We start from the raw sequence: 20,720 nt of genomic DNA on the forward strand, positions 1-20,720 counted from the left end.
GCCGAGATAGGGAGGACGCATTTAACCCGGCTGTTGGATAACGGCTGGTTGCAGGAAGCCTAATCCGAAGCCGTCTTTTGCGGCGGCATTTGAAAGACGTTCAAATGCACCGAATACTCGTTGTTGCTCATCTTCGGTCATGCCCGTACCGGTATCTTCAACGATAAGTTTCAGCAAACCGTTATCATAATCCGCTGCCAATGATACACTACCGTTATCCGTGAACTTGATGGCGTTTGACAACAAGTTGTTGCCGATTTGCAGGATACGTTCCTTGTCGGTCAAAACCACCGCATCGGTGTGGCTCTCCACTATCAAAGTCAGCCCCTTGTTCATGGCAATGGGCATGAACTCCGTTTCAAGAATATGCGTGATTGCGGAAATCCTGCAAGGGGAAAGGTTGGGTTGCTCCTTGCCGTTGTCCAGACGGAAGAAATCCAGCAGCGTGTTGAGCATCTCCCGCATACGCTCGGAAGATTGCCGGATATTATCCACATACATGGTGCTTTTATCCGCGCTACAACTTTTCTGCATCAGTCCGGCATAGCCTCATTTTGTCAATCGTATTTTTTCGTGGTAGAAGTAGTTTACGATGACAGGTTTGCCTTTTTCCGAGCGTCCGTATGGCAGATCGTTTATACGATACGGGAAGCCCTGCTCCTTGGCGTAATTTGAAATGTCCTGCTCCAATGCCTGCCAGTATTCAAGCCTTTTTTTATTGTAAATTTCCTCGTAAAGCGGTATGAGGTCAGGATACTTCTCACGGATATACGTCATTATCCCGCCTTTGAACTGCCCGCGTAAATTCAGGTTTTCAAGCCAGATTAAATCAGCATAATCTTTTACCTCCTCTATTATTGCCTTTACGTCTGTTATTCTGGGGAATATGGGCGAGACGAAGCATACGGTGCGGATACCTGCCTCGTATGTCTGACGCATCGCTTTCAGACGGCGTTCAATGCTTACGGCGTTGTCCATATCTGCGCAGAACTGCTCGTCGAGCGTATTGACAGACCATGACACAGTCACTTTGGGAAAACTCTTCAACAGGTCGAGATCGCGAAGGACAAGATCGGACTTTGTGCATATCATAATCTCGGCATCGCTTCCTCGCAGCTCTTCGAGCAGCCTTCGGGTACGGTGGAATTCTTCTTCATACGGATTGTAACCGTCCGTCACAGACCCTATTACAACACGTTCACCGTCGTATTTATGAGGATTCGTTATCGGCTTCCAGTTTTTTACATCTAAAAACGTACCCCACGGCTCGGTGTGCCCGGTGAACCGTTTCATGAACGATGCGTAGCAATACCTGCAGGCGTGGGGACACCCTACATAAGGGTTGACCGAATATCCTCCCACCGGCAGAGAGGATTTGGTCATTACACTCTTTACATCTATTTCCTTTATTGTATCCATATTCATTGTATTCGTCTGGTAAATTGTTCCGGCAATTCCTGAATCATTCTTTCGTCGCCCATAATCGGCAGCAAATCCTCTTTCATGAACACCGGTATGCCATGAGCCTTTGCCTGTTCTGCAATGCTAAGCACCCATTCGGGGCGCGAATATGACTTTCCTTTTCGGTTTCCGGTCTCTGTGCCTATGACAATCCAGTCAATTCCCTCGAAATCAATCTCGCCGATATCATCGAAGAGAGGTTCAAACGTGACATGGTAGTGTCGTGCTTTGATATTCTTTTTCAAATCATCAATCCTCCTTTTCTCGGAACTGCGCGTAACGGTCACGCCCATCCATACGTTCTCGTCGTCAGAGGAGAAACTGATTTTGTCAGGGCGCTTCGTCAGAAAGATATAGGCGTGCTGGGGATTGCTGCTGATCCGCTCGAAAATTTCTGCGTTCCATTCAGGCTTCCAATCGGAGAAATCGCTCATTCCTGTCATGAGCCACACATGAGGACGGGACGTATCGATGATGCGCAGTTTTCGTTCCATGTATTCAGGCACGGAAAAGTCGTCGGTAATGTGGAAACGGCGGCAGTTGTTACGGGCATAGCAGTAAGGGCATCCTATAGTGCACCCTACCACTATGTTCATGTTTTTTATCAGGGATTTAATGCAGACACTCATAACACAACTGTTTCTCCGTCCTCCGGGATAATCAGCCGGCTCATGTCGGCTTCGTGATGCGTTGCCTCATTGCGCAGAATTGCACGGGTGGTCTGGCAATGGTCGATGGCATCCATGTGTACGGCTATCAGCTTGATATGCGAAGGCAATTCGTCAAGTATCTGCATCACTTCGTTCTCGTCGGGGATGATAGGACCGTCCGTTTTGGAAAATTCGGGAAAGATTGCACCTCCGGAGTTTACCACGATATAGTCAGGATTGAACCGTTCCACGGTGTCTCGGATACATGCTTCCCATCGGCAGTCACCCATTATATAAACGGTCGGGAAGCCCTCGGCTTTTAGCACATAACCTGATACAGGTCCCATCATCTGCCCGATCTGCCCGAAACCATGATGTCCGGTCGTGCGGTAAATGGATATGCCGTCTATTGTTTTTATTTCTTCGATGGGTATCACATTTGTAAATCCGTCGTTTCTGATGGCGTCCGCGTCCTGGGGCTGAACGTAGAAAGGAATTTCTTTGGGCAAATGTGTGGGGACACTCGGCTCGTAATGGTCGATGTGATTGTGGGTCAGGAGCACCATGTCCACGCCTCCGATAATATCCTGAATAGGAATGGTGAGGTGTACCCTCGGTGTTTTATTCACACCGAGGGCCGATATCAAAGTGCCTTTGTCGGCTAAAACGGGGTCAATTAGCATGGTGTGTCCCGCATACCTGATTTTCAAGGTGGCATTGCGCACCAATTGTACTGTAGATGTCTTTTTCATGACTATATGTCTTGTTATTGATTACGGGTGCAAAGTTCGGAAGAATCCGGCGAAACATCTATGCCTGAAAAAACGGTAATTATGCCATTTTGATAAATGAAATTATTATCTTTGCAAAAACGACAAGGATATGGACGAGATAATCAACCCTGATCGACTGGTCAGCGTACCGTTCAACAAGACACGCTGCGGCGTGGATTTTTACATCAATACTGCCATAAACAAGGACATCGGACTTGTGCTGACAGAAAACAAGCGGTTTAAGACAGACTTCTTCAGCTTCTACTTTTTCCGTAAGGCAAACGGATATTTGCTACTGAACTTCCGCAAGATTGAACTGCGCGACGGCATGGTTCTCCTGCTTTCACCCCATCAGCAACAAGAGTGGCATGTAGATGAGACGGCGTTGGATTACACGTTCCTTATATTCCGCGAAGATTTCATGCGTACTTTTATCGCCGACAAGTTCTTCGTTTTTCGCCTTTTGTATTGTTACCAGACAGATACGCCGCCTTACATCAATGCCACACATGACGAAATGAAGGAATATATGCGGCTGCTCGGAAAGATTAAGTATGAGCTGATGAATCCAGTGTCCGATACGTACAATATCATTGTTTCCTTACTATATTATCTTTTGCTGATTATCAATCGTACATACGCTGCCGCCTATTGCTTGCCCGCTGAAATTGCTAAAAACAATTTCGCTTTTCGGTTCAAGGACTTGTTGGAACAGAATATCCGCACCCACCAGCGGGTGCAGGAATATGCAGACATGCTTCATGTCAGTCGCATCACACTCAATAACTCAGTAAAAGCCCAATTCGGAGTATCAGCTACCCATTTGATAAAACAACGTCTGCTTGAGGAACTGAAGAACGAATTGCTATTCTCCAACCGCACTGTCAGTGAAATGGCGGATGATTTCAATTTCTCTGATCCGAGCCATCTCATGCGCTTCTTCAAACAGCAAACAGGCAAAACATTTACTCAGTACATGACGGATTACAATAAAGGCATATACGAATAACTTCTTAATATAGTCGATAGCGGCTATCGAAATATGGTTGTTGATGTTCAGGCGTTTTTGTACTGCATGAACCATTTTACGATTTCTGGATCTTCGTGCGAGCCGAGTAAGAAAGGCTTGTCGGTATCCAGCGTCTTTATCCGTGCCATGTCGTCGGCCGACAGGGTGAAGTCTAATATGTCGAGATTCTGCTTCATGCGTTCCGGTTTCACAGACTTAGGAATAATTATGCACACTGATATTTATCGCGCCCGGACAGGTGTTCGGTGCGGAAGATGACGGCATGCAGTTCCAACCAGATGGCTACCTGCTTATGTTCCATCCCGACCTGCTGCGGAATACACCTCTCGGGCGGATAATGCGTGAATATTCGTTCTTTTCCTACGAGACAAACGAGGCATTGCACCTTAGTGTGGAAGAACGGCAAATCATCATGGATTGCTTCCACAAGATTCAATATGAATTGAACCATCCGATACACCGTCACAGCAAGAACCTCATCACAGACAGCATCAAGACGTTCCTTGATTACTGCACACGTTTCTATGACCGTCAGTTCATCACACGCGACAACCAAAACCGAGACATCCTCGCAAGATTTGAGCGGTTGCTTGACGAATACTTCCATGATGGGGCTGCTAAACGGATAGGCTTGCCCACTGTACAGTATTGTGCAGACAAGCTCTGCCTCTCGCCCAACTATTTCAGTGATTTATTGAAAAAAGAAACAGGTTCAACCGCCCTGCATTTCATTCATGACAAGTCTATTGAAATAGCCAAGACGGAACTTGCATCTACAGACGACACCGTTAATGAAATCGCCTATAATCTCGGTTTTCAGTACCCGCAACATTTTACCCGACTGTTCAAGAAAGAGGTAGGTTACACTCCGAATGAATATAGAGCGCAAGTGTCGTGAGAATTGGATTAGTACAGAATATTAGAACCCAACACCTCTCTTGCGCTTAACTTTCTTCCTTCTGCGAAGTATATCCACCATTTCCTGATTGGCTTCCGCATCAGCAGTGTTATAAGATGAGCCACTGCTTTTTAGCAATCCCCAAGAGCCGTTGAACAACTCGCTTTGTGCCGTGCCGGACGGTGCGCTTGGTGTAGCCGTTTCATATATTCCGGCTGTTATTCCCATACGTTCCCTGCATCTGTTGTGCTGCAAAGCCGCGTCAATCTTGGAATAACTGAAACGCCTGTCCACTTTGGAGCCGTTGAAATGGTAGCCATTCATGGAGAATACAACACCCTGCACCTCGCTGGTCTGCCCCTTATGCTTGAAATGTACTTCCACTCCCTGCCGTTTCAGGTTGGCGATAAGCACGTTCCAGTTGCCGCATCTGCCGACTTCCATTTTGATGATGTCGTAAAGCGCATATTTCGTCCTGTCTGGCTCTTTCAGGCGGTTGCGTTTGACATTGTCCTTTCCGCCAGCCATATGCAAGCCGTATTTCAAGGTCAATTCCTTGCAGATGCGGGTACTGCGCAGACGCTCGTGCCTGTCCGATATGGTATTGCCGTTGTTGTCTATGCGGTTGAAAGCAATATGCACGTGCGGATGCTCCTTGTCGAAATGCTGGGCGATGAAGAACTGCGTATTCTTGATTCCCATCCGTTCCATATATTCAAGCGCGATGCCTGCCATGATACGGTTCGTCAGCCGTAACTCATCCTCTTTGGAAAAACTCAACGCGATATGTCCGACAGGTTTTGTCACCTTATCGTTCATCCGTGACTGGGCATTGAAACTCATGGCGATAGTTTCCAGATTTTCCATAAACAAGCCTTCGCTTGCTACTATCTGCGTATCCTTCTTCTTGTCGATGATGTAATCCACCGCACCCTTGAAGTCGCTTCCTTTTACGATTTTCGCCATCATATCCCTATCTTGGTTATAAGTTCATGAATCCTTGCCACTGCCACCTTGCAGTCCCACCGTTCATCGTGGAAGCCTCCGGCGTTTGCCTTACGCGCAAGCTGGTTGAGATTGTTAGCCATGCCGCAGAGTTGGCGGATGTATCCGGCATGTTCCTCCGACAGCCGTTCTTTCACATGACCGTTACGGAAACATTCCCTCATGTACTCGCTTGGTGATACGCCCGCCTCATGCGATCGTGTCAGCAGGCGGAAGTAGTCGGCTGCCGTCATTTTCACTGCGATACGGTATTTCAGTTTCTCGGTTGCTGTTAATTCTTTGTATTTTCTTACCTGCCTCAAATCCGCAACTAAGCCCTTCAACGTCCTTCTTGCGTGTACACGTCCTCTCATTACTGAATTATCAGATAAATTGAGGCAGAAACACCCACTTCTGCCTACAACATCCCCTTACCCCACAATGCGACTTGAGACAATACGCAGTATCATACCCATAAGTTGTAGGCGTTATCCAAAATCAGTCTGAAAAATATCTGCGTAAGCATTGTTACAGGTATAGATATTCAGCACATACCGCCTTGATGTCCTGATCCACTTGGCTGGTACAGAGATAAACCTGAAGACAAACGCTTTTATGCGACTTGTTGCATTGAGTCCGAACCTCTTTACGTCAAGTCTTTGGATAATGGCCTTGTAGAAGTTACGGATAAGTGCTGTAAGAAGAAGGAACACAGTGTTCTCGGCCATGAAGGATTTGGGCAATCTGTCCCACCCGAAACCATTGTTCATATCATCAAAGATACGTTCCTTTCCTCCACGAAGGTTATAGAACTCGACAATTTCTCTTACGGAAGATTCATAGTCGTTAGTCAGGATACAACGGTATGTGTATTCTCCTTCCCAAAGATCCTGCACACCATCCATCCGTTTCTGTCTTTGAATCACAAGTCGGTATGCTTTACCCTTCCACTTCTCAACAAGGATAGAGTTCAATTCAAACTCAATGCCATTGATTTCCTCAGTCTTCCAGCCTCTGAGAGCAAATATGTCATTGTAGAGCGAACTGCAGCGGTTAGTGCGGATATAGAAGGACTTGCAGTGTTTCTCTATTTCCTCCACGATTTCCTCGGAACATGATCCGCAATCAGCTCTGAAACGATTGATAGTGAGCCTGTTCTGTTCAAATCTCTCAAAGAACCTCTTCAGCGTGTCCTTCTGATGAAAACGAAGGTTTTCGTTAAGCCAGATGAGCAGAGCTAAGTTTACTTAAGCTCTGCCATGGCGAGAAAACGTGCCATGAAATGGAACTTTTGTGTTACCATCGCTATTCTCAATGCCAACAATCAAGTCACCAATAACCGCCACGCCAGGGCGATAACCAGAGAACTTCTTGTATGTAGGCTTTGCATCATACTTCTCACCCTCTTTCAGTTGGTCAGATGCAAACATACAATTGAGCAGTAAAGTATTGAGAGTGTCAGCCGTGTTGAAATCGTAGTTCTTACCCGTATCTGATGTGTATGAGATGTTTTCTTGCGTCAGTTCCTTTATCGCTCTGAGGATAGTATCAGAACTACAAGTATGAAGTGTCGGATGAAGCGAGAGATGGTTCATCAAATGAGTAGTGACATCCTCAATACATGAGCCACCACAGAAGTAGATACTCATGAGAGAACGGATGATTTCGCTGTACTGATAACCTAACGATCTACACCTTAGACCGAGGGTTGAGTCGATTACAGATGACAATGTGGAGTCAAATTGCTCATCAGGTAGGGCGGAAGGATTTCGAGGAATTTGGACGACGCATAGGGTTGGGCAATAAATTGATAAAGCGTGAGCTTGATGAGTTTGTCAAAGAGAAACCATTGGTGCAAGTATTGATAGACCGTTCCTTTTTATCGGAAGAACTGAAAAAGTAATATAGGATGTCTATGGGGTACAGGTGTAAGATGCTTTCTTTCTGATGAAGGGCGGATAAAGCATTCTTCAGGAAAGTACTTCTCCTTTTCCCATACCGGTCATACCGTTAAAACTGATTGATAATTATGACGCGTATGTTGGCCGGTATGCCTATCTTTGTGGCAATGAAAACAGAGAAAGGATTGATTTTGTAAGTATTATCATGGCAAAAGAACTGATTCGTGTCCCTAGGGTGCTTGGGGAAAGCTATAATTCCGTGCTGATTGAACGGTTGTATGAGGCAGGTGGAAATGTCATGCTCGATCTGATCATATACCTGGGCAGCTATCACCTCAAAGACTTGTTCGGGACTTCCTGGTTCTCCGTAGAAGACTTCTGCCGTAAGATGGGGTATGACCGTACCAACTTGCAGCGCAAGCTGGATAGCCGGCAGCTCGCGGCCATGTTCGGAAAGAATATGCAGCCGGAATATGTATGTACCGACACGGCAGGACAGAGAATCAGCCATCCTATCGAGACGGTTTTTGAGGCGGCTCTCTATAAACTGGGATTGGAGAACCTCTGCTATCCGACCATTGGCGAGGATGGCCGTACATCCTATAATTTCGTGCAGATCTTGAAACGTTTCGACATAATGACCGATTTCAAGACGAAGAAGTCAACGAAAAGGCTGTACTCGGCAGTGGTAAGCCCGGAGATAAAGAATTTCATGTTCTCGCTCTATAACCTCTTGGAACTTCAGGATTACCGTAGCCTGCCCAGCCGTTACCGCTATTTCTATCTGGAACTTTCCAAGATGGTTTACCTGATCAAGTATAAGACCACCAAGAATGAGGCTCCTTTTTATGTGCTGACAGTCGATCAGCTGGCTAAAAAGCTCGGCATAGAGATTGCCGAACCCAAAGACCGGAAAAAGAAGGTCGCCTCGATACTGAAAAAGATGAATACTTACCTGAAATATACCAATTTCAATTTCTCTTTTGTGAAAGGCGATCATGAGAGATGGGCATATACCGTGTTGTTCTCGTTTCCTAGGCATACGCTGCACTATTTTGATGAAGGACAATATGCTGTCGTGGTGAAGAAATTCTATAAGAACCTGCTTGGGCTGTATGTCGAGATTGCCTACCCGGACACGGATATGGCTGTCAGGAGGAAGAAGATCAAAGAGGTGGAGGAAGATGCCGGACTGTATAAAGAGTTCCTTTTATGGGCAAACTCCCCGGAAAGCGTAGAAAAGAAGAAACAGATATATATCAGTGATTTCGTGGCTGTATTCGGCAGGTTTCCGGAAGGATGGGCACAGGAAGAGTTGGAGAGTGCCAATGGAACGGAAGTTGCTCCTGCTCCTGAAGAGTTCATATCTCCGGAGACGGACGGGGCGGTGAACATGGACGATCCAGCTGTGTAGAACCGTCCACGTTTCACGGTTTTTTATAGAATTAGTTGTGTAGAAGTGTCCCTATTGGGGTGATTAGATGTGTGGAGTCATCCGCTTTGCCTGTTTTAGTTGTGTAGAAGTGTCCCGTTTGTTGCTTCTAGTTGTGTAGAACCGTCCACTCCTTTTGCTTTAGTTGTGTAAAAGCGTCCGGTTTCACTTGTCAGCTGTGTAAAACCGTCCACCCGTTAATGAAGGGAATAGGTAATCCCTGTTTTTTTTATATGTCGGTATATCAGTGAAATAAAAGAGAGAAATTTTTAAATAAAAGGTATCGGCTGTGTAAAACCATCCACCAAAATACATAATAAAGACCTAAACTCCTAACCCCTTTAAATATCCCCAAAGCGATAACATAGAAATGACTGGGAAAATAAATTTTCCCTTCACATGCCCTATACGTACTTTCGGAAAAAGATTTTTCGGAAGTATGTGTTGATTTTCACGCTTTTTTATATGATTGGAAGGCGGTTCTGTTCATCTTCTGTATCCGAATTAGTTTTTCAGGGCGTTCCCTTCTGACCGGGCTATTCGTTGCAAGTCCTCGTTACCCTCCAGGCTTTTCCCTGCTATCCCTAACGCTCTACGCTCCGGCTATGCCGGAAGAGAGGTATGATGATTTTTTCCTGAACTGATAGGAACATTGCGAAGGTAGGCGTGGCCGGAACGCCCGATATTGAAAAGCCAAATCTCCATCCTCCCATTCCGGGAGGTAGTATTTACCAGTTCAATCCCGTTCTGATCCGTCTTTCCCGCTTTCTCTTCAATGCACTGTTCCCAATCAGTTGAGGAAAAATTTATGGTTGGGGCGACAAGCGATGTTTGCGAGTATTAATCTTTTAATTTTTGGCAGTATGAAAACGAAGAGAACCGTATTTGAAGTGAATGACGTTTATCGGGTGATGGAAAACAGCGAGTTGATTTATACCTTGACGAACAGTGAGAAACTGAAACGTGAAGAATATAAGTATGAACAGATGGAAATAGAAGGATTGTGCTTGTCTGATGTACTGGAAACACTAACACCCAGCCGTAAAAAAGTCGCTTATGCGGCGATTGAGCTATATAAACGGCTGAAAGAAGGGCAAGTTGAAAGTCCTGCGCTTTTATCCAGCAATAATGTTTATAAAATGATGCATCCTGTTTTGTGCGATATAGCTACTGAAGAGATGTGGGTGCTGTTGCTGAACAGTTCGTCCAAACTCATCCGTAAAGTCCGTATCTCATGCGGCGGGATAAATACCGCCCCTGTGGATATACGGGTTATCATGAAGCAGGCATTGTATTATAACGCCGTATCTTTTATCATGGTACATAACCACCCATCAGGAGCACGCAAGCCCAGCAGTGCGGATGACCGCTTGACGGAAGCAGTTAAAAAAGCCGCTGAAACATTAGACATCCGTTTGGTTGACCATGTGATTGTGGCAGGCAATAACTATTATAGCTATGCGGACGAGGGAAGATTGCAAAATAGGTAAGGTGGACGGGAGAAATCCCGTCTGCCCGGGATTTCGGCTTCGGGGTTCTTTTTTGGCAGTCACCCCAAAAAAGAACCAAAAAAATGCTTCCCGGACTATCGGATGCGACATCGTAAAATACGCAAAGACGTGGCTTTTCAGAATAAATACATATCTTCGCGCCAAAGGTGATCGGAATGAATGTATTTTCTACTTTTGATACAGGCGTTATGGTGGCTCTCTTACTGGGCATTGAGTTTCTTAGAAGTGATATCCGAACGATTCTCTATTGTAAAAGGAATGATCCCAGGATTCTTAAGAGTTGCTTATATACGCTGCTTATATTATTGACCAGCCTTTATTCTATTGTGGCCGGAGCCATGCTTCATCCGGAACCCGTACCTGTTTATGAGTTGATACCCGGTTTTCAATATGGGGTTTATGGCTTTTCTTTTTCGTTTATATTGCTCGCTGTTGCATGTCTTTATCGTAAAACATTACCTTTTGTCCTTTTGGGCTACGCTATGATATATGTGATCGGTGTATTGATACCACTACTTAGGTATGTAGTGTCTATGATGGATTATTTCACTCGCACAAGGGTATAGCAGGTTAATTTCTTGATTGTATCGGATTGCCCTTTCTGTGGGCTGCCTCCCCCGGCTTCTTTCCTCCGATCCGAGTCCGGCTTTTTGCTCGGCAAAGGTTTCGGGATTCCGCAAATGGCAAGTTACGGCCATGCGCCTTTACTGTATGGAAAATAACGATGAAGAAGTGTCTTCCCGACATTTTCCATAAGTGAAACTTGGCTTATTGCTTGCAATCCAGACCTTGATATGCCGAAAAAAGGCTCAGAACTCAGATGGGGAATGACATCAAAAAAAAGGTCGGCTGACCAAAGACCTTCCCGATACAAAAAATGAAAAGGTCTTGAATCTAGCTGAAGAATAAATCAGATGTTCAACTTAAATAATGCTAATATGGAAAATTTGATTACACAAATCAACAAAGAGAGATTGGTTAATAGCGACACAGCTCTTATGATGAAGGAATTATACTATTACGTGCCTTGTGAGTATTGGTATGACAAACAGGATAGGCTACGCACCGATATTGAGGGAAGGAATACCCCGATGTATATGTGCGAGTGCCCGACACTGGCAGCATGTATCCAATGGATGATACAGACTCGTGAATATACGTTTCAAACAGAACAAAACGTGGCGGTCTGGCATGTGGTTGTGAGGGCTGGAGATTATGTGTTGTATGACTCCGAAAGTAATGCGGACGCTTTTTGTTGTTTGGAAGAAGCATTGGAAAAAGCGGTACAGGAGTGCATGGAGTTATTGTATTAAAATTAAAAAAAATCAGTCCCCGTGAAGGGGACTTTCCTATAATCTTGCTGAGAGGTGGAATTGCAGACGATCTTTGAGAATCATCTTTGAAGGATGGGCAGAGGTTTATTCGTTATTTGTTATTTTTGTTCTCGGATTTCAGCGCAATTCCATTCCTTCTTAATAGGCGATATACTGTTCCGCTACTGCCTATGTTTAATATTTTCTGTATCTCCCTTACCGGCGTTCCGGATTCATAGAGTTGGATGCAGCTTTTCTGCTTGGCGATGTTGTTTTTGTTGATAAGTGTCTTTCTGCCGAATTTGACACCTTTTTCCTTGGCGATTCTTCTGCCTTCTTGGGTTCTCTCATAGATAAGGTCTCTTTCAAACTGAGCGAAAGCACCGAGAATGTTGTTCATCAGTTGGCCGATTGCGCCTTCCGTACTGATGTTGTCTTGCAGTGAGGTGAATTGGATGCCCCTATTCTTGAAATCTTCCAATAGCGTAAGGATATTCTTCAGCGAACGGCCAAGCCGGTCCAGCTTATATACGACAAGTGTGTCGCCTTCCCGGAGAAAGCTCAGGCAGGCATCCAGTTCCGGGCGGTTTTGTTGACGTCCGGTCATTTTCTCAGAGAAGATTTTCTCGCATCCGGCAGCCTTCAACGCTTCCAGTTGCATATCCAGATGTTGTTCCTTGGTGGAAACACGGGCATATCCTATTTTCATCCTGTTTTCGTATTTAAATGTGTAATGAAGGTTTTAATTCTTCACTTTTTCAAATATGAAGACATTAATTCTTCATATTCCTCACGGCTGTATTGGTTGAACCCCTTTTGCTTCATTGCCAAAAGAAGCCTTTCCAGTTCTCCGATAGTCACTACCTGTTTGCCGATAACGGTAAATTGTTCCCATTCTCCCTTTTCGTTGAGCAGGTATTCCCGGTGTGCAAAACAGTAAAGAGAACCATCGATGTCATTCCGTTTCTGCCATTGACGCAGGTGCTTCAAACTGGTGAAATCACGGGTGACAGTACGTGGAATGGGAACCAATACGTCAATTTCCATCTTGAATTTTATATTCTCTTCCGCTTCTCGCATGGGTGATTAGCTTATTTCATAATACATCAATTATCGTATGGGCAGGAAGTTCCAGTTTGGAGAAAGCAAACATTTTCTTGCCCAAATCCTTTAGCGATGCCCCAATATGATATACTTCCGTATTATCAATGATTAAGAAGCGGTCATGACTACTTTTGTAGGTTCTAGCTTCAATGGGAGGATATTGGTCATTGTGTTTGTTTAAATCAAGTTGGAGCTGTGCGTTTATTTTGTGTATAAATAGTAGCTGATACTCCACTGTTTCGTTTGCTCAACATGAGTAACACGGATTCATCTACATAGTTGTCGATAAGCACAAGTGAGCATTTGGCAGACTTTATTAAATCTGTAGCAAACTTATACGCATCGAATATCTGACCGTCAAAGAATATACCTTCCACCGGAGGCAATGAGGTGCGTACAAAGAAGTCTATCTTTGCATCATGTTCAGCAATGGTTTTCTCTATTTGGAAGAATCTATTGTTCATTCTATATTCCATGTCATTGAGCCGTTGGTTTATAGAATAACCTTTCAATAAATATTCTTTTAAAATTTTATTTGCCCATTGCCTGAATTGCGTACCTCTTACGCTTTTAACTCTGTATCCAACTGAAATTATTACGTCTAGACTAAAGAACTTGACAGGCTTATCGGAATTAGCAATGTGCAAAAAATGCACATTGCTTTTCTCTTCCAATTCCTTTTCCTTAAAAACATTATTTATATGTTTGGTAATAACGGTTCTGTCACGTTGAAAAAGTTCTGCTATCTGCGCTTGTGTGAGCCAAACGGTTTCATCTTCTAAACGTACTTCCAACCTTACAGCTTCATCCGGTTGGTATAGTATGATTTCTCCTTGCTTCTCCATTATATGTTTCGCTTTTATTATATTGTTGCAAATGTACGAAAAAGAAACGTTATAAAGTCTGTTTTTTCCGTAAGTATTACCTTAAAAATTTGTTCCCTTTTTATTTTAATAAAACAGAAACATTCTGCTGTTTTAAAAATCAGTTATCTGTTTGCTATTCATAGTTAGGGTATCAAATAACTAAAATTCAAATGGAAACGCAAATCTATATTTTATGCAGATTTGTTTGTTAGAAGCGGAGAAAAGGACACAAGACATGATAAGAATCATAGGTCGGGGAGCGCCGCACGGCAAGGGGGGCACTAGCCTCCCGACGAGTGCAGCCGTTGGCCGGGTTATCGGTGAAAATGGAAAAAAGTTGGCTTTTCTTTTGGTATTGTTATAACTTTGTCTATATTTGTGTTGTGATAATCAATTTTAAAGTTATAACATTATGGTAACAAACATTATTCAGATTGGAAACAGCAAGGGGATAATACTTCCTTCCGAGATATTGAAACAGTTGCGTTTGTCCTTGAAATCGGCTGTGAGCATTTCTTTGGACGGGAACAATATTGTGATAAAGGCACAACCACGGCAGGGATGGGCGGAAGCTGCCAAACGTGCCCATGAGAATGGGGATGATGAGTTGCTTATCCCTGATGTGTTTGAGGATGAAAAGTTTGAGGATTGGACATGGTAGAACAGTATGGAGTGTATTGGGTAGAGTTAGACCCTACCCGTGGGGGTGAAATGGCAAAGACACGGCCATGTGTTGTTGTAACTCCTTCAGATTTGAATATGTACCTTACAATAGTAGTCATTGCTCCGATAACCTCCACCATAAGGAACTATCCTTACCGGGTTCTGTGTTCTGTAGCCGGGCGTGATGGGGAGATAGCCACGGATCAGATTCGCACGGTGGACAAAAGCCGGCTGAAAAGAAAGATTGGAGATTTGAATTTCAGTGAGATAAAAAGACTGAAGGAAGTGTTTCATCAAATGTTCTGTGAATAATGGAAAGTGTGCAAATAACAGGTTATGTAGCGTATTCAAAAAAGATATTATGAAGCCAACTACTTATATTAATTGGGACGGTCTGAAAGACATTCCATTCTTCTACTGCGATACAAAGGAAGATGAAGAAAACAAGGATTTCGACATCTATTACCAGGGCAAGCTGGTGTTGCATGACTACAACCATTGCGGACACTACCTTTACACTGCTGCGCTGCTGTTCAGTAAAATCAGAAACATTACAGCCGACTGGGTGAACCTGCATAACCTTTGGATTCTGCGTGATTGCGTGCGCGAGAATTACAATCACGGCATAGGAGTGGACGACCTTATTTTCGGAGAGAATTTCGATGGCAAGAACCTCGATACACTCACACCGCTTACCAAGAAACGCTTTGATTATTTGTGTAAGCGGATTAAGGAACTTGACCCATACGCAACAATTTAACACTTCATTGGGCGAAGGCAGGGCTTGCTGCGGATGCCAGACTTTAAATAATCCATTGGATTAATTATCTTTGCACGCTAATTTTCAAATTATAAAGAAATGACTAAATCGGAAATCGTAAAGGAAATATCTGCCAGAACCGGCATCGACGGCAAAGCGGTGCTTGCTGTTTTGGAAGGATTCATGAACGAGGTAAAGACTTCGTTGGGTAAGGAGGAAAATGTCTATCTTCGTGGATTCGGTAGTTTCATAGTGAAGAAGAGAGCGCAAAAGACAGCTCGGAATATCTCTAAGAATACTACTATGATTATTCCGGCTCATAACATACCGGCATTTAAACCGTCTGACGAATTTTTGAAAATGGTAAAACAACAGAACGCATAATAGGTAAACACAATGAAAGATCAGTTACGATTATTGAGAGACTGTATCAATAATGATCGTCCGGCAGTTGTCTTTCAGGGAGACGATTTTTGCGCTCCTGAGATTTTGGAAGCAGCAAAAGAAATTTATCGTAAACATGGTTGTTCCGAAGAATTTCTTTTTGACTGGCAGCTGCTTATCAATGAGGTGAAGGCTTACCAGTTAGAAAGTCCGGCAACTGTCAAATTGCCGAAACTCTCCCCGACAGAAACGGAACTGGTGCGGGAAGAGATGACTAAACGCTAAAAAATATTCTCGTTTAATACGCACCTTTTATTCTTCAGGCAGCGTATTGAACGGGATGGGATTAAAATGTTGGCGAACCTGCTTTTTTCGAAAGTTCCTGCCAATAGTTGAAGTCACTCGGTGAAAGATGCTCTTGCATCCAGTCACGCATACCAATATCGTTTCTTTCGTTCACATATCTCGTAAACGGAATCATTGTCTTACATGCTTCAAATCCAAGCATTCTCATATGGCGTGAAATGTTGGGAGGAAGACCTTCCAACCACTCTTTATAATACATTATCAATCTGTTTTCTTGGATTGGAACCGCTTGTTGGTGGTAAATATAGCTGGCGTTTCCGATTCTAATATCTCTGGCCTTATTTTCCCGTTCTTCTTCAGGTAGCCGACTTAAATATTCAGCTTGTGCTATTCTGCATTTGGAGTTTGGATGTTCCATGGTATTTTATATAATTAAGACTCTTCAATGATACGGTTCATCAAATCACATATTTTTTGGCAGCTATGACGGTCTGCGCAAGCAGGATAGGGGCATTTCTCAAAGGATGCCTGATTATCCGTAACTATGAAACCTCCGGAACGACGTACATAACTTACCGGATGAAAATAAATATCTTCCTTTTTCGGCCTATAAGTACATAGTCTTATAAGGCTGTTCAGCTCTTTGCAAATTTGCTCACATTTTTCTTTGGGATAATGTGGCAAATCACTGAATGCTTCGTAGGGGACAAAGGCAAATGCTTTGTCATCCCACATGACAGGTGTGTAATTCTGTACCATTTGTTATTTGGAATAAGGATGGCTGGCAGATTCCGTATTTCTGTATCAGTTAGGTAATCCGTCACTATTTAAGTGCGCCTGGGCAAACTCCCGGAGGTTCGTTTCGGCAATGCACTTTTCATAAATCTCATCCAATACTTCTTGCATATTTTCTACTTTATTGAATTTTAAGGGGCTGCCGTTTGTTGCGGCTTGCCTTTCCAGTTGTTCGATGATACTGGGAAATATCCCACGCAATAAACCGACGGTAGCTACGGCTGTAGCTGGTTCTACCTCTATTGTAATCTTTTTCTTTTCCATATCGTTGTATTATGTTATCAAAAGTAATAATTATTAGGATATTGGTAAGCATTTCTTCTGAAAAACTTTTTAAAGATATTGTTTTAAGATGACATACTGTGTTTTTGCGTTCACGCAGTATTCTTTCCCACCCTCCCCTTCATCGGAATGACTGTTCTCATTTCCGGTTTACCCGTAGTCATCCGCTATGCGGCTGATTATGGGCAAACCAGAAAAGAGAAGTTCCAAACGTGGGCGGGATTGCAATGGTCATCATCCGGAGCTTCGGCATTGCCGAAACAACCTCCTTCTTCCGTATTGCAGCCCCGTCCTTTTACCGTTTGTCCCGGCAGTCCGTTGCTAACCCGTTCCCCCCTGCCACTTGTGGCAGGGAGATAGGAATACGGTTTTGCAGGCAAAACCGTATGGCTTGTTTTACTTTCCGTACTGCCCTTTTCCTAGTTTTCTGCCTCCCTTAATGTGCGTTTTTCATAGCCCCATCTGAGACCCTTTGTTTTTGAACGGCAAATTTATTTCGGTGGATGGATACGAAAGAGTTCCGGTCTTCGCCCTTTGTCCCGAAAAAAATAACGCCGGACGGCTTCGCTGTCCCCAACATTTTTTGTCGTCCAAAACTTTTCTTAATCCCTCCTTCCTTATTGTTGTGTGCCGTAAAAAAAAGGCTCATAAACTCAGATGGGGCATGAAAGCTCAAAAAAAAAGTCGGCAGAAAGAAAAGGCCATCCCGGAAAGGGGTTTTAAAAAAAGGTCTTTAAATCTAGCTGAAGCATAAAATTAGAAGTTTAACAATCCCAAAAAACAACGAGTTATGTCACGAGTACACTATTTAGAAGGAGATTATGAACAGTTAGTTATTAATGAAACGATAGACGGTCTTTTTTCCAGTTATCGTATAGACCGCAATTCATTGCCAAAAGGATTTTTCCTTTATGAGATTAGATGGGATGACAGCTTATCTTCATTGGCAGAGATTAGCCCCTCTGTGGTGGTGAATCATGCAGGTTCATTCATTACAAAGTCACCCCTTGAATTTGATGCAAACAATAGCATACGGATAACCTATACCAATTTTATCGAGTTCTGCCAGTTTGGTGAGTGGGCTTATGAGAAACTGGCTGTATTGGATTGTAATTCCGGTAATGTTGCGGTGATAAGCCCAGACAGGAGATTGCAGACCACTGAAGAGATTGAGATTTTTTTGAGTGGGCATTGTGGCTATCATCTGAGTGAGATTAATTGGATGGTGATGAAAGGCGATGTGCTGTTTTTGAACGAGAACGATTTTTAATGAGTATAACCGTAACTGCCTCTTGGAATGGGGCAATTACATAAAATATTATAAGTATGAAGTGGATAGATAAGATGGTAGAACGCATTACCCGAAAAGAAACTGCTTTAAATGACCACTTTTGTGTAAATCGGCATACGGTTGTATGTCAGAGTGGTATGACTGATTATGTTTCTGTAACGATTGATAATACCGATGGTTTTGATTTCGATTTTTGGACAAAACAACTTTGTTTTGAGAAGGACTGTAAATATCGCTCGGAGATAAAAGCGGCTTTTGATAAAATCTATGGCACAAGGAATATAGAATGTTGTGAATAATGAAGTCAGAAAAGTATGATACCAAAGGAGATAATGAAACTTTATGAAAAGCTTGCTTTCAGTCGGGGATATGAAGAAGCCTTTCGGGATTTTTTGGATGTTTGTCTTTACTATTTGTCTGTCGGGATGTTGGCGGAGGATTATCGTAGAGTGGAAAAAAGATATAAGCCATATGAAATGGAACTTTTTGTTCAAATGTTTTATAGGGTGTCTGAATATTCGGAAGGATTTTGCGATGTCTTGGGAGATATGTTCATGGAGTGTGTCAGTCATGGGAATAACGGACAGTTCTTTACCCCGATACACGTTGCTGATTTGATGGCATGTATGGGGGGAAATAGGCTGAAACCTAAACAGTCGGTCTGTGATTCGTGCTGTGGTTCCGGCAGGATGCTACTTTCCGCTGTAAAAAAATGTGCGGAAGAGAATGATGGAGGAAGGCTTTTTTGTTATGGCTCGGATATAGATTTGATTTGTGTAAAGATGACCGTTGTCAATCTGATGATGAATAGCGTACCCGGTGAAGTCGCATGGATGAATACATTGACAATGCAGCATTGGAGAAGTTATCATATAGATTTACAGCTGATAGCCGGAGTATGGTTGCCTATTTTAAAGATAACGGAAGCAGGTGACACTTCTTTTATTAGGAAACTTGAAAATGCAATGGAGGATAATTCTGAATTGAAGAGGTCGATTCAGAGCAACGCAAGGGCTACGCAGCTGACTTTTGATTTTTGACAAGATAAATATGTAAAAAGGATTTTGGTATGAAAGCAATAAGAACAAAAGAGGTGAATGAGAACGTCAAAGCGGCGAACAGTTGTTTGCGTAAAGCGAAATGGCAGGCTAAGGAATTGGCTGTTTTTACAGGTGAAGTAGTGCGTCTGATGGATAAGGAAGGGCATTCTCTACAAGGGTTCTTTAATCGGGTGGAGTTTGTTCTGGTGGACGGCACTATTAAATTCCGTGTAGTTATAAATCCTATTCTTGAATGTGAGAACTGTATAATGGCTTCTTGCCATGAAGACTATCTTTATGAGGTGGTCTCGGTGGAAAAGTTTACCTATAAAAATTATAGGTATCATTTGTAATGATATTGTATTTTAATGATTATAAACTGATTTATATTATAACAATGATGGGCAAAATTAATAATATTCCCGTTTTGAATGAAGATGTTATTCGTTTGGTTGTACTCAATGAGGAAATTATTGGGTATATCTATCCACGAAGGACTTCTTATGTGGTGGCATTGGAGATAAAGCCGGGACGTACTACCTCTTTGGCTACATCTGTCAATAAACAATGCATGGTTTTGTTGAGTGATAAGGTTCGTTTGGCCACGGAACAGGATTTCGATGATTTTCATATATGCTTTGATGGTTTCAGAAATAACACTATGTATTGTTATAATCAGGGAACGGAACCTATATACCTTCAATGAAGCACATTCTCCCTTCTTTTGGATTAGGGAAGGGAGGGTATTTTGCTGTCCGCTACTTTTTGGCAAGCACCCCAAAAAAGTAGCAAAAAACGCTTGGAGTTACTGGTAATCCCATTAATTTGCGTTCACGCAGTATTCTTTCCCACCCTCCCCTTCATCGGAATGACTGTTCTCATTCCCGGTTTACCCGTAATCATCCGCTATGCGGCTGATTATGGGTAAACCGGAAAAGAGAAGTTCCAAACGTGGGCGGGATTGCAATGGTCATCATCCGGAGCTTCGGCATTGCCGAAACAACCTCCTTCTTCCGTATTGCAGTCCCTTCCTTTTACCGTTTGTCCCGGCAGTCCGTTGCTAACCCGTTCCCCCCTGTCACTTGTGGCAGGGAGATAGGAGTATGGTTTTGCTTGCAAAACCGTATGGCTTGTTTTACTTTCCGTACTGCCCTTTTCCTTGTTTTCTGCCTCCCCTAATGTGCTTTTTTCATAGCTCCATCTGAGATCCTTTGTTTTTGAACGGCAAATTTATTTCGGTGGATGGATACGAAAGAGTTCCGGTCTTCGCCCTTTG

General features: G+C 43.4%; 31 protein-coding genes and 3 pseudogenes. 18 read left to right on the plus strand and 16 right to left on the minus strand.

The window, feature by feature from the left end:
• Nucleotides 1-57: 57 nt before the first annotated feature.
• The 4 genes and pseudogenes from INE92_RS26445 to INE92_RS26460 all read right to left on the minus strand — a co-directional run.
• Nucleotides 58-549, minus strand: a pseudogene (locus INE92_RS26445) (sensor histidine kinase); the annotation flags it as partial.
• Complete coding sequence (locus INE92_RS26450; RefSeq protein WP_004329298.1) at nt 550-1,425, minus strand: radical SAM mobile pair protein B; 876 nt, start codon at nt 1,423-1,425, stop codon at nt 550-552.
• Nucleotides 1,422-2,090 (minus strand): radical SAM mobile pair protein A, encoded by a 669-nt coding sequence (locus INE92_RS26455; RefSeq protein WP_004329299.1) that lies wholly within the window; start codon nt 2,088-2,090, stop codon nt 1,422-1,424. Before INE92_RS26455 ends, INE92_RS26450 begins: the two co-directional genes overlap by 4 nt.
• Nucleotides 2,087-2,863: an MBL fold metallo-hydrolase gene (locus INE92_RS26460; protein WP_004329300.1), complete on the minus strand. Its 777-nt coding sequence runs from the start codon at nt 2,861-2,863 to the stop codon at nt 2,087-2,089. Before INE92_RS26460 ends, INE92_RS26455 begins: the two co-directional genes overlap by 4 nt.
• Nucleotides 2,864-2,993: 130 nt before the next feature.
• On the opposite strand from INE92_RS26460, the gene INE92_RS26465 reads away from it, so the two are divergent.
• The gene (locus INE92_RS26465; RefSeq protein WP_004329302.1) at nt 2,994-3,893 is read left to right on the plus strand and encodes a helix-turn-helix domain-containing protein; all 900 of its coding nucleotides are present in this window, start codon (nt 2,994-2,996) and stop codon (nt 3,891-3,893) included.
• Between the two features lie 47 nt (nt 3,894-3,940).
• Here the strand turns inward: INE92_RS26465 and INE92_RS26470 are convergent, their stop codons facing one another.
• Nucleotides 3,941-4,129, minus strand: a complete 189-nt coding sequence (locus INE92_RS26470) for a hypothetical protein (RefSeq protein WP_005775886.1) — start codon at nt 4,127-4,129, stop codon at nt 3,941-3,943.
• Nucleotides 4,130-4,152: 23 nt separating this feature from the next.
• Between INE92_RS26470 and INE92_RS26475 the strand changes: the two genes are divergently transcribed.
• Nucleotides 4,153-4,812: a helix-turn-helix domain-containing protein gene (locus INE92_RS26475; RefSeq protein ID WP_004329304.1), complete on the plus strand. Its 660-nt coding sequence runs from the start codon at nt 4,153-4,155 to the stop codon at nt 4,810-4,812.
• Nucleotides 4,813-4,833: 21 nt separating this feature from the next.
• Here INE92_RS26475 and INE92_RS26480 read toward each other — a convergent pair whose 3' ends face one another.
• The 3 genes and pseudogenes from INE92_RS26480 to INE92_RS26490 all read right to left on the minus strand — a co-directional run.
• Nucleotides 4,834-5,781 (minus strand): relaxase/mobilization nuclease domain-containing protein, encoded by a 948-nt coding sequence (locus tag INE92_RS26480; RefSeq protein ID WP_005868790.1) that lies wholly within the window; start codon nt 5,779-5,781, stop codon nt 4,834-4,836.
• A complete protein-coding gene (locus tag INE92_RS26485; RefSeq protein ID WP_008782420.1) occupies nt 5,778-6,140 on the minus strand; it encodes a MobC family plasmid mobilization relaxosome protein in 363 nt (120 codons plus the stop codon). Before INE92_RS26485 ends, INE92_RS26480 begins: the two co-directional genes overlap by 4 nt.
• Nucleotides 6,141-6,284: 144 nt before the next feature.
• Nucleotides 6,285-7,544: pseudogene (locus INE92_RS26490) on the minus strand (IS1380 family transposase); the annotation flags it as partial.
• Between INE92_RS26490 and INE92_RS26495 the strand changes: the two are divergent.
• The 5 genes from INE92_RS26495 to INE92_RS26515 all read left to right on the plus strand — a co-directional run bounded on the left by INE92_RS26495 (nt 7,526) and on the right by INE92_RS26515 (nt 11,953).
• Nucleotides 7,526-7,699: a hypothetical protein gene (locus INE92_RS26495; RefSeq protein WP_224201638.1), complete on the plus strand. Its 174-nt coding sequence runs from the start codon at nt 7,526-7,528 to the stop codon at nt 7,697-7,699. The pseudogene INE92_RS26490 and the gene INE92_RS26495 overlap by 19 nt on opposite strands.
• 203 nt (nt 7,700-7,902) lie before the next feature.
• Complete coding sequence (locus INE92_RS26500) at nt 7,903-9,111, plus strand: hypothetical protein (protein WP_005868786.1); 1,209 nt, start codon at nt 7,903-7,905, stop codon at nt 9,109-9,111.
• Between the two features lie 881 nt (nt 9,112-9,992).
• Nucleotides 9,993-10,619: a JAB domain-containing protein gene (locus INE92_RS26505; protein ID WP_005868785.1), complete on the plus strand. Its 627-nt coding sequence runs from the start codon at nt 9,993-9,995 to the stop codon at nt 10,617-10,619.
• 176 nt (nt 10,620-10,795) lie between these two features.
• Nucleotides 10,796-11,206, plus strand: coding sequence for a hypothetical protein (locus INE92_RS26510; RefSeq protein ID WP_005868783.1), 411 nt, complete (start codon nt 10,796-10,798; stop codon nt 11,204-11,206).
• Nucleotides 11,207-11,554: 348 nt separating this feature from the next.
• Nucleotides 11,555-11,953 (plus strand): hypothetical protein, encoded by a 399-nt coding sequence (locus INE92_RS26515; RefSeq protein WP_005868782.1) that lies wholly within the window; start codon nt 11,555-11,557, stop codon nt 11,951-11,953.
• Between the two features lie 112 nt (nt 11,954-12,065).
• Here INE92_RS26515 and INE92_RS26520 read toward each other — a convergent pair whose 3' ends face one another.
• The 3 genes and pseudogenes from INE92_RS26520 to INE92_RS26530 all read right to left on the minus strand — a co-directional run bounded on the left by INE92_RS26520 (nt 12,066) and on the right by INE92_RS26530 (nt 13,902).
• The gene (locus tag INE92_RS26520) at nt 12,066-12,662 is read right to left on the minus strand and encodes a recombinase family protein (protein ID WP_005868781.1); all 597 of its coding nucleotides are present in this window, start codon (nt 12,660-12,662) and stop codon (nt 12,066-12,068) included.
• 41 nt (nt 12,663-12,703) lie between these two features.
• Nucleotides 12,704-13,033: a hypothetical protein gene (locus tag INE92_RS26525; protein WP_005868780.1), complete on the minus strand. Its 330-nt coding sequence runs from the start codon at nt 13,031-13,033 to the stop codon at nt 12,704-12,706.
• 16 nt (nt 13,034-13,049) lie between these two features.
• Nucleotides 13,050-13,902: pseudogene (locus INE92_RS26530) on the minus strand (virulence RhuM family protein).
• 256 nt (nt 13,903-14,158) lie between these two features.
• On the opposite strand from INE92_RS26530, the gene INE92_RS27130 reads away from it, so the two are divergent.
• The 6 genes from INE92_RS27130 (at nt 14,159) to INE92_RS26555 (ending at nt 16,015) form a co-directional block, all read left to right on the plus strand.
• Nucleotides 14,159-14,287: a hypothetical protein gene (locus INE92_RS27130; RefSeq protein ID WP_255418045.1), complete on the plus strand. Its 129-nt coding sequence runs from the start codon at nt 14,159-14,161 to the stop codon at nt 14,285-14,287.
• Nucleotides 14,288-14,335: 48 nt separating this feature from the next.
• Complete coding sequence (locus INE92_RS26535) at nt 14,336-14,584, plus strand: AbrB/MazE/SpoVT family DNA-binding domain-containing protein (RefSeq protein ID WP_005868778.1); 249 nt, start codon at nt 14,336-14,338, stop codon at nt 14,582-14,584.
• Entirely contained in the window at nt 14,578-14,898 is a 321-nt protein-coding gene (locus tag INE92_RS26540) for a type II toxin-antitoxin system PemK/MazF family toxin (RefSeq protein ID WP_005868777.1), read from the plus strand. The genes INE92_RS26535 and INE92_RS26540 overlap by 7 nt, the downstream gene beginning before the upstream one ends.
• A gap of 49 nt (nt 14,899-14,947) precedes the next feature.
• Entirely contained in the window at nt 14,948-15,346 is a 399-nt protein-coding gene (locus INE92_RS26545; protein ID WP_005868776.1) for a hypothetical protein, read from the plus strand.
• A 99-nt stretch (nt 15,347-15,445) separates the two neighbouring features.
• Complete coding sequence (locus tag INE92_RS26550; RefSeq protein ID WP_005868774.1) at nt 15,446-15,730, plus strand: HU family DNA-binding protein; 285 nt, start codon at nt 15,446-15,448, stop codon at nt 15,728-15,730.
• Between the two features lie 12 nt (nt 15,731-15,742).
• Nucleotides 15,743-16,015, plus strand: a complete 273-nt coding sequence (locus tag INE92_RS26555) for a hypothetical protein (protein ID WP_005868772.1) — start codon at nt 15,743-15,745, stop codon at nt 16,013-16,015.
• 61 nt (nt 16,016-16,076) lie between these two features.
• On the opposite strand, the gene INE92_RS26560 is transcribed toward INE92_RS26555, so the two are convergent.
• The 4 genes from INE92_RS26560 to INE92_RS27295 all read right to left on the minus strand — a co-directional run bounded on the left by INE92_RS26560 (nt 16,077) and on the right by INE92_RS27295 (nt 17,493).
• Nucleotides 16,077-16,454, minus strand: coding sequence for a hypothetical protein (locus INE92_RS26560; RefSeq protein WP_005868770.1), 378 nt, complete (start codon nt 16,452-16,454; stop codon nt 16,077-16,079).
• Between the two features lie 14 nt (nt 16,455-16,468).
• Nucleotides 16,469-16,795, minus strand: a complete 327-nt coding sequence (locus INE92_RS26565; protein ID WP_005868769.1) for a hypothetical protein — start codon at nt 16,793-16,795, stop codon at nt 16,469-16,471.
• Nucleotides 16,796-16,840: 45 nt separating this feature from the next.
• Entirely contained in the window at nt 16,841-17,095 is a 255-nt protein-coding gene (locus INE92_RS26570) for a hypothetical protein (RefSeq protein WP_005868768.1), read from the minus strand.
• 197 nt (nt 17,096-17,292) lie between these two features.
• Nucleotides 17,293-17,493, minus strand: a complete 201-nt coding sequence (locus INE92_RS27295; protein ID WP_007564649.1) for a hypothetical protein — start codon at nt 17,491-17,493, stop codon at nt 17,293-17,295.
• Between the two features lie 410 nt (nt 17,494-17,903).
• Between INE92_RS27295 and INE92_RS26580 the strand changes: the two genes are divergently transcribed.
• Genes INE92_RS26580 through INE92_RS26600 form a run of 5 tightly spaced genes read left to right on the plus strand, consistent with a single transcriptional unit; the run spans nt 17,904 to nt 20,150 of the window.
• The gene (locus INE92_RS26580) at nt 17,904-18,383 is read left to right on the plus strand and encodes an LPD28 domain-containing protein (protein ID WP_005868767.1); all 480 of its coding nucleotides are present in this window, start codon (nt 17,904-17,906) and stop codon (nt 18,381-18,383) included.
• A 56-nt stretch (nt 18,384-18,439) separates the two neighbouring features.
• The gene (locus INE92_RS26585) at nt 18,440-18,703 is read left to right on the plus strand and encodes a hypothetical protein (RefSeq protein ID WP_005868765.1); all 264 of its coding nucleotides are present in this window, start codon (nt 18,440-18,442) and stop codon (nt 18,701-18,703) included.
• Between the two features lie 15 nt (nt 18,704-18,718).
• Nucleotides 18,719-19,444 carry an N-6 DNA methylase gene (locus INE92_RS26590; protein ID WP_005868764.1) on the plus strand — a complete coding sequence of 242 codons (726 nt, stop codon included), beginning with the start codon at nt 18,719-18,721 and terminating at the stop codon, nt 19,442-19,444.
• Nucleotides 19,445-19,473: 29 nt separating this feature from the next.
• The gene (locus tag INE92_RS26595; RefSeq protein ID WP_005868762.1) at nt 19,474-19,797 is read left to right on the plus strand and encodes a hypothetical protein; all 324 of its coding nucleotides are present in this window, start codon (nt 19,474-19,476) and stop codon (nt 19,795-19,797) included.
• Nucleotides 19,798-19,841: 44 nt separating this feature from the next.
• Complete coding sequence (locus INE92_RS26600; RefSeq protein WP_224263218.1) at nt 19,842-20,150, plus strand: hypothetical protein; 309 nt, start codon at nt 19,842-19,844, stop codon at nt 20,148-20,150.
• A 212-nt stretch (nt 20,151-20,362) separates the two neighbouring features.
• On the opposite strand, the gene INE92_RS26605 is transcribed toward INE92_RS26600, so the two are convergent.
• Entirely contained in the window at nt 20,363-20,563 is a 201-nt protein-coding gene (locus tag INE92_RS26605; RefSeq protein WP_008782408.1) for a hypothetical protein, read from the minus strand.
• Nucleotides 20,564-20,720 lie beyond the last annotated feature (157 nt).

Source organism: Bacteroides xylanisolvens (assembly GCF_018289135.1).
Classification (GTDB): Bacteria; Bacteroidota; Bacteroidia; order Bacteroidales; family Bacteroidaceae; genus Bacteroides; species Bacteroides xylanisolvens.

Bases quoted from the DNA above. Each gene is read 5' to 3' on its own strand.
- INE92_RS26450 (WP_004329298.1), bottom strand. From the start codon at position 1,425: ATGAATATGGATACAATAAAGGAAATAGATGTAAAGAGTGTAATGACC.
- INE92_RS26455 (WP_004329299.1), bottom strand. From the start codon at position 2,090: ATGAGTGTCTGCATTAAATCCCTGATAAAAAACATGAACATAGTGGTA.
- INE92_RS26460 (WP_004329300.1), bottom strand. From the start codon at position 2,863: ATGAAAAAGACATCTACAGTACAATTGGTGCGCAATGCCACCTTGAAA.
- INE92_RS26465 (WP_004329302.1), top strand. From the start codon at position 2,994: ATGGACGAGATAATCAACCCTGATCGACTGGTCAGCGTACCGTTCAAC.
- INE92_RS26480 (WP_005868790.1), bottom strand. From the start codon at position 5,781: ATGATGGCGAAAATCGTAAAAGGAAGCGACTTCAAGGGTGCGGTGGAT.
- INE92_RS26495 (WP_224201638.1), top strand. From the start codon at position 7,526: ATGTGGAGTCAAATTGCTCATCAGGTAGGGCGGAAGGATTTCGAGGAA.
- INE92_RS26500 (WP_005868786.1), top strand. From the start codon at position 7,903: ATGGCAAAAGAACTGATTCGTGTCCCTAGGGTGCTTGGGGAAAGCTAT.
- INE92_RS26505 (WP_005868785.1), top strand. From the start codon at position 9,993: ATGAAAACGAAGAGAACCGTATTTGAAGTGAATGACGTTTATCGGGTG.
- INE92_RS26510 (WP_005868783.1), top strand. From the start codon at position 10,796: ATGAATGTATTTTCTACTTTTGATACAGGCGTTATGGTGGCTCTCTTA.
- INE92_RS26515 (WP_005868782.1), top strand. From the start codon at position 11,555: ATGTTCAACTTAAATAATGCTAATATGGAAAATTTGATTACACAAATC.
- INE92_RS26520 (WP_005868781.1), bottom strand. From the start codon at position 12,662: ATGAAAATAGGATATGCCCGTGTTTCCACCAAGGAACAACATCTGGAT.
- INE92_RS26525 (WP_005868780.1), bottom strand. From the start codon at position 13,033: ATGCGAGAAGCGGAAGAGAATATAAAATTCAAGATGGAAATTGACGTA.
- INE92_RS27130 (WP_255418045.1), top strand. From the start codon at position 14,159: ATGATAAGAATCATAGGTCGGGGAGCGCCGCACGGCAAGGGGGGCACT.
- INE92_RS26535 (WP_005868778.1), top strand. From the start codon at position 14,336: ATGGTAACAAACATTATTCAGATTGGAAACAGCAAGGGGATAATACTT.
- INE92_RS26540 (WP_005868777.1), top strand. From the start codon at position 14,578: ATGGTAGAACAGTATGGAGTGTATTGGGTAGAGTTAGACCCTACCCGT.
- INE92_RS26545 (WP_005868776.1), top strand. From the start codon at position 14,948: ATGAAGCCAACTACTTATATTAATTGGGACGGTCTGAAAGACATTCCA.
- INE92_RS26550 (WP_005868774.1), top strand. From the start codon at position 15,446: ATGACTAAATCGGAAATCGTAAAGGAAATATCTGCCAGAACCGGCATC.
- INE92_RS26555 (WP_005868772.1), top strand. From the start codon at position 15,743: ATGAAAGATCAGTTACGATTATTGAGAGACTGTATCAATAATGATCGT.
- INE92_RS26560 (WP_005868770.1), bottom strand. From the start codon at position 16,454: ATGGAACATCCAAACTCCAAATGCAGAATAGCACAAGCTGAATATTTA.
- INE92_RS26565 (WP_005868769.1), bottom strand. From the start codon at position 16,795: ATGGTACAGAATTACACACCTGTCATGTGGGATGACAAAGCATTTGCC.
- INE92_RS26570 (WP_005868768.1), bottom strand. From the start codon at position 17,095: ATGGAAAAGAAAAAGATTACAATAGAGGTAGAACCAGCTACAGCCGTA.
- INE92_RS26580 (WP_005868767.1), top strand. From the start codon at position 17,904: ATGTCACGAGTACACTATTTAGAAGGAGATTATGAACAGTTAGTTATT.
- INE92_RS26585 (WP_005868765.1), top strand. From the start codon at position 18,440: ATGAAGTGGATAGATAAGATGGTAGAACGCATTACCCGAAAAGAAACT.
- INE92_RS26590 (WP_005868764.1), top strand. From the start codon at position 18,719: ATGATACCAAAGGAGATAATGAAACTTTATGAAAAGCTTGCTTTCAGT.
- INE92_RS26595 (WP_005868762.1), top strand. From the start codon at position 19,474: ATGAAAGCAATAAGAACAAAAGAGGTGAATGAGAACGTCAAAGCGGCG.
- INE92_RS26600 (WP_224263218.1), top strand. From the start codon at position 19,842: ATGATGGGCAAAATTAATAATATTCCCGTTTTGAATGAAGATGTTATT.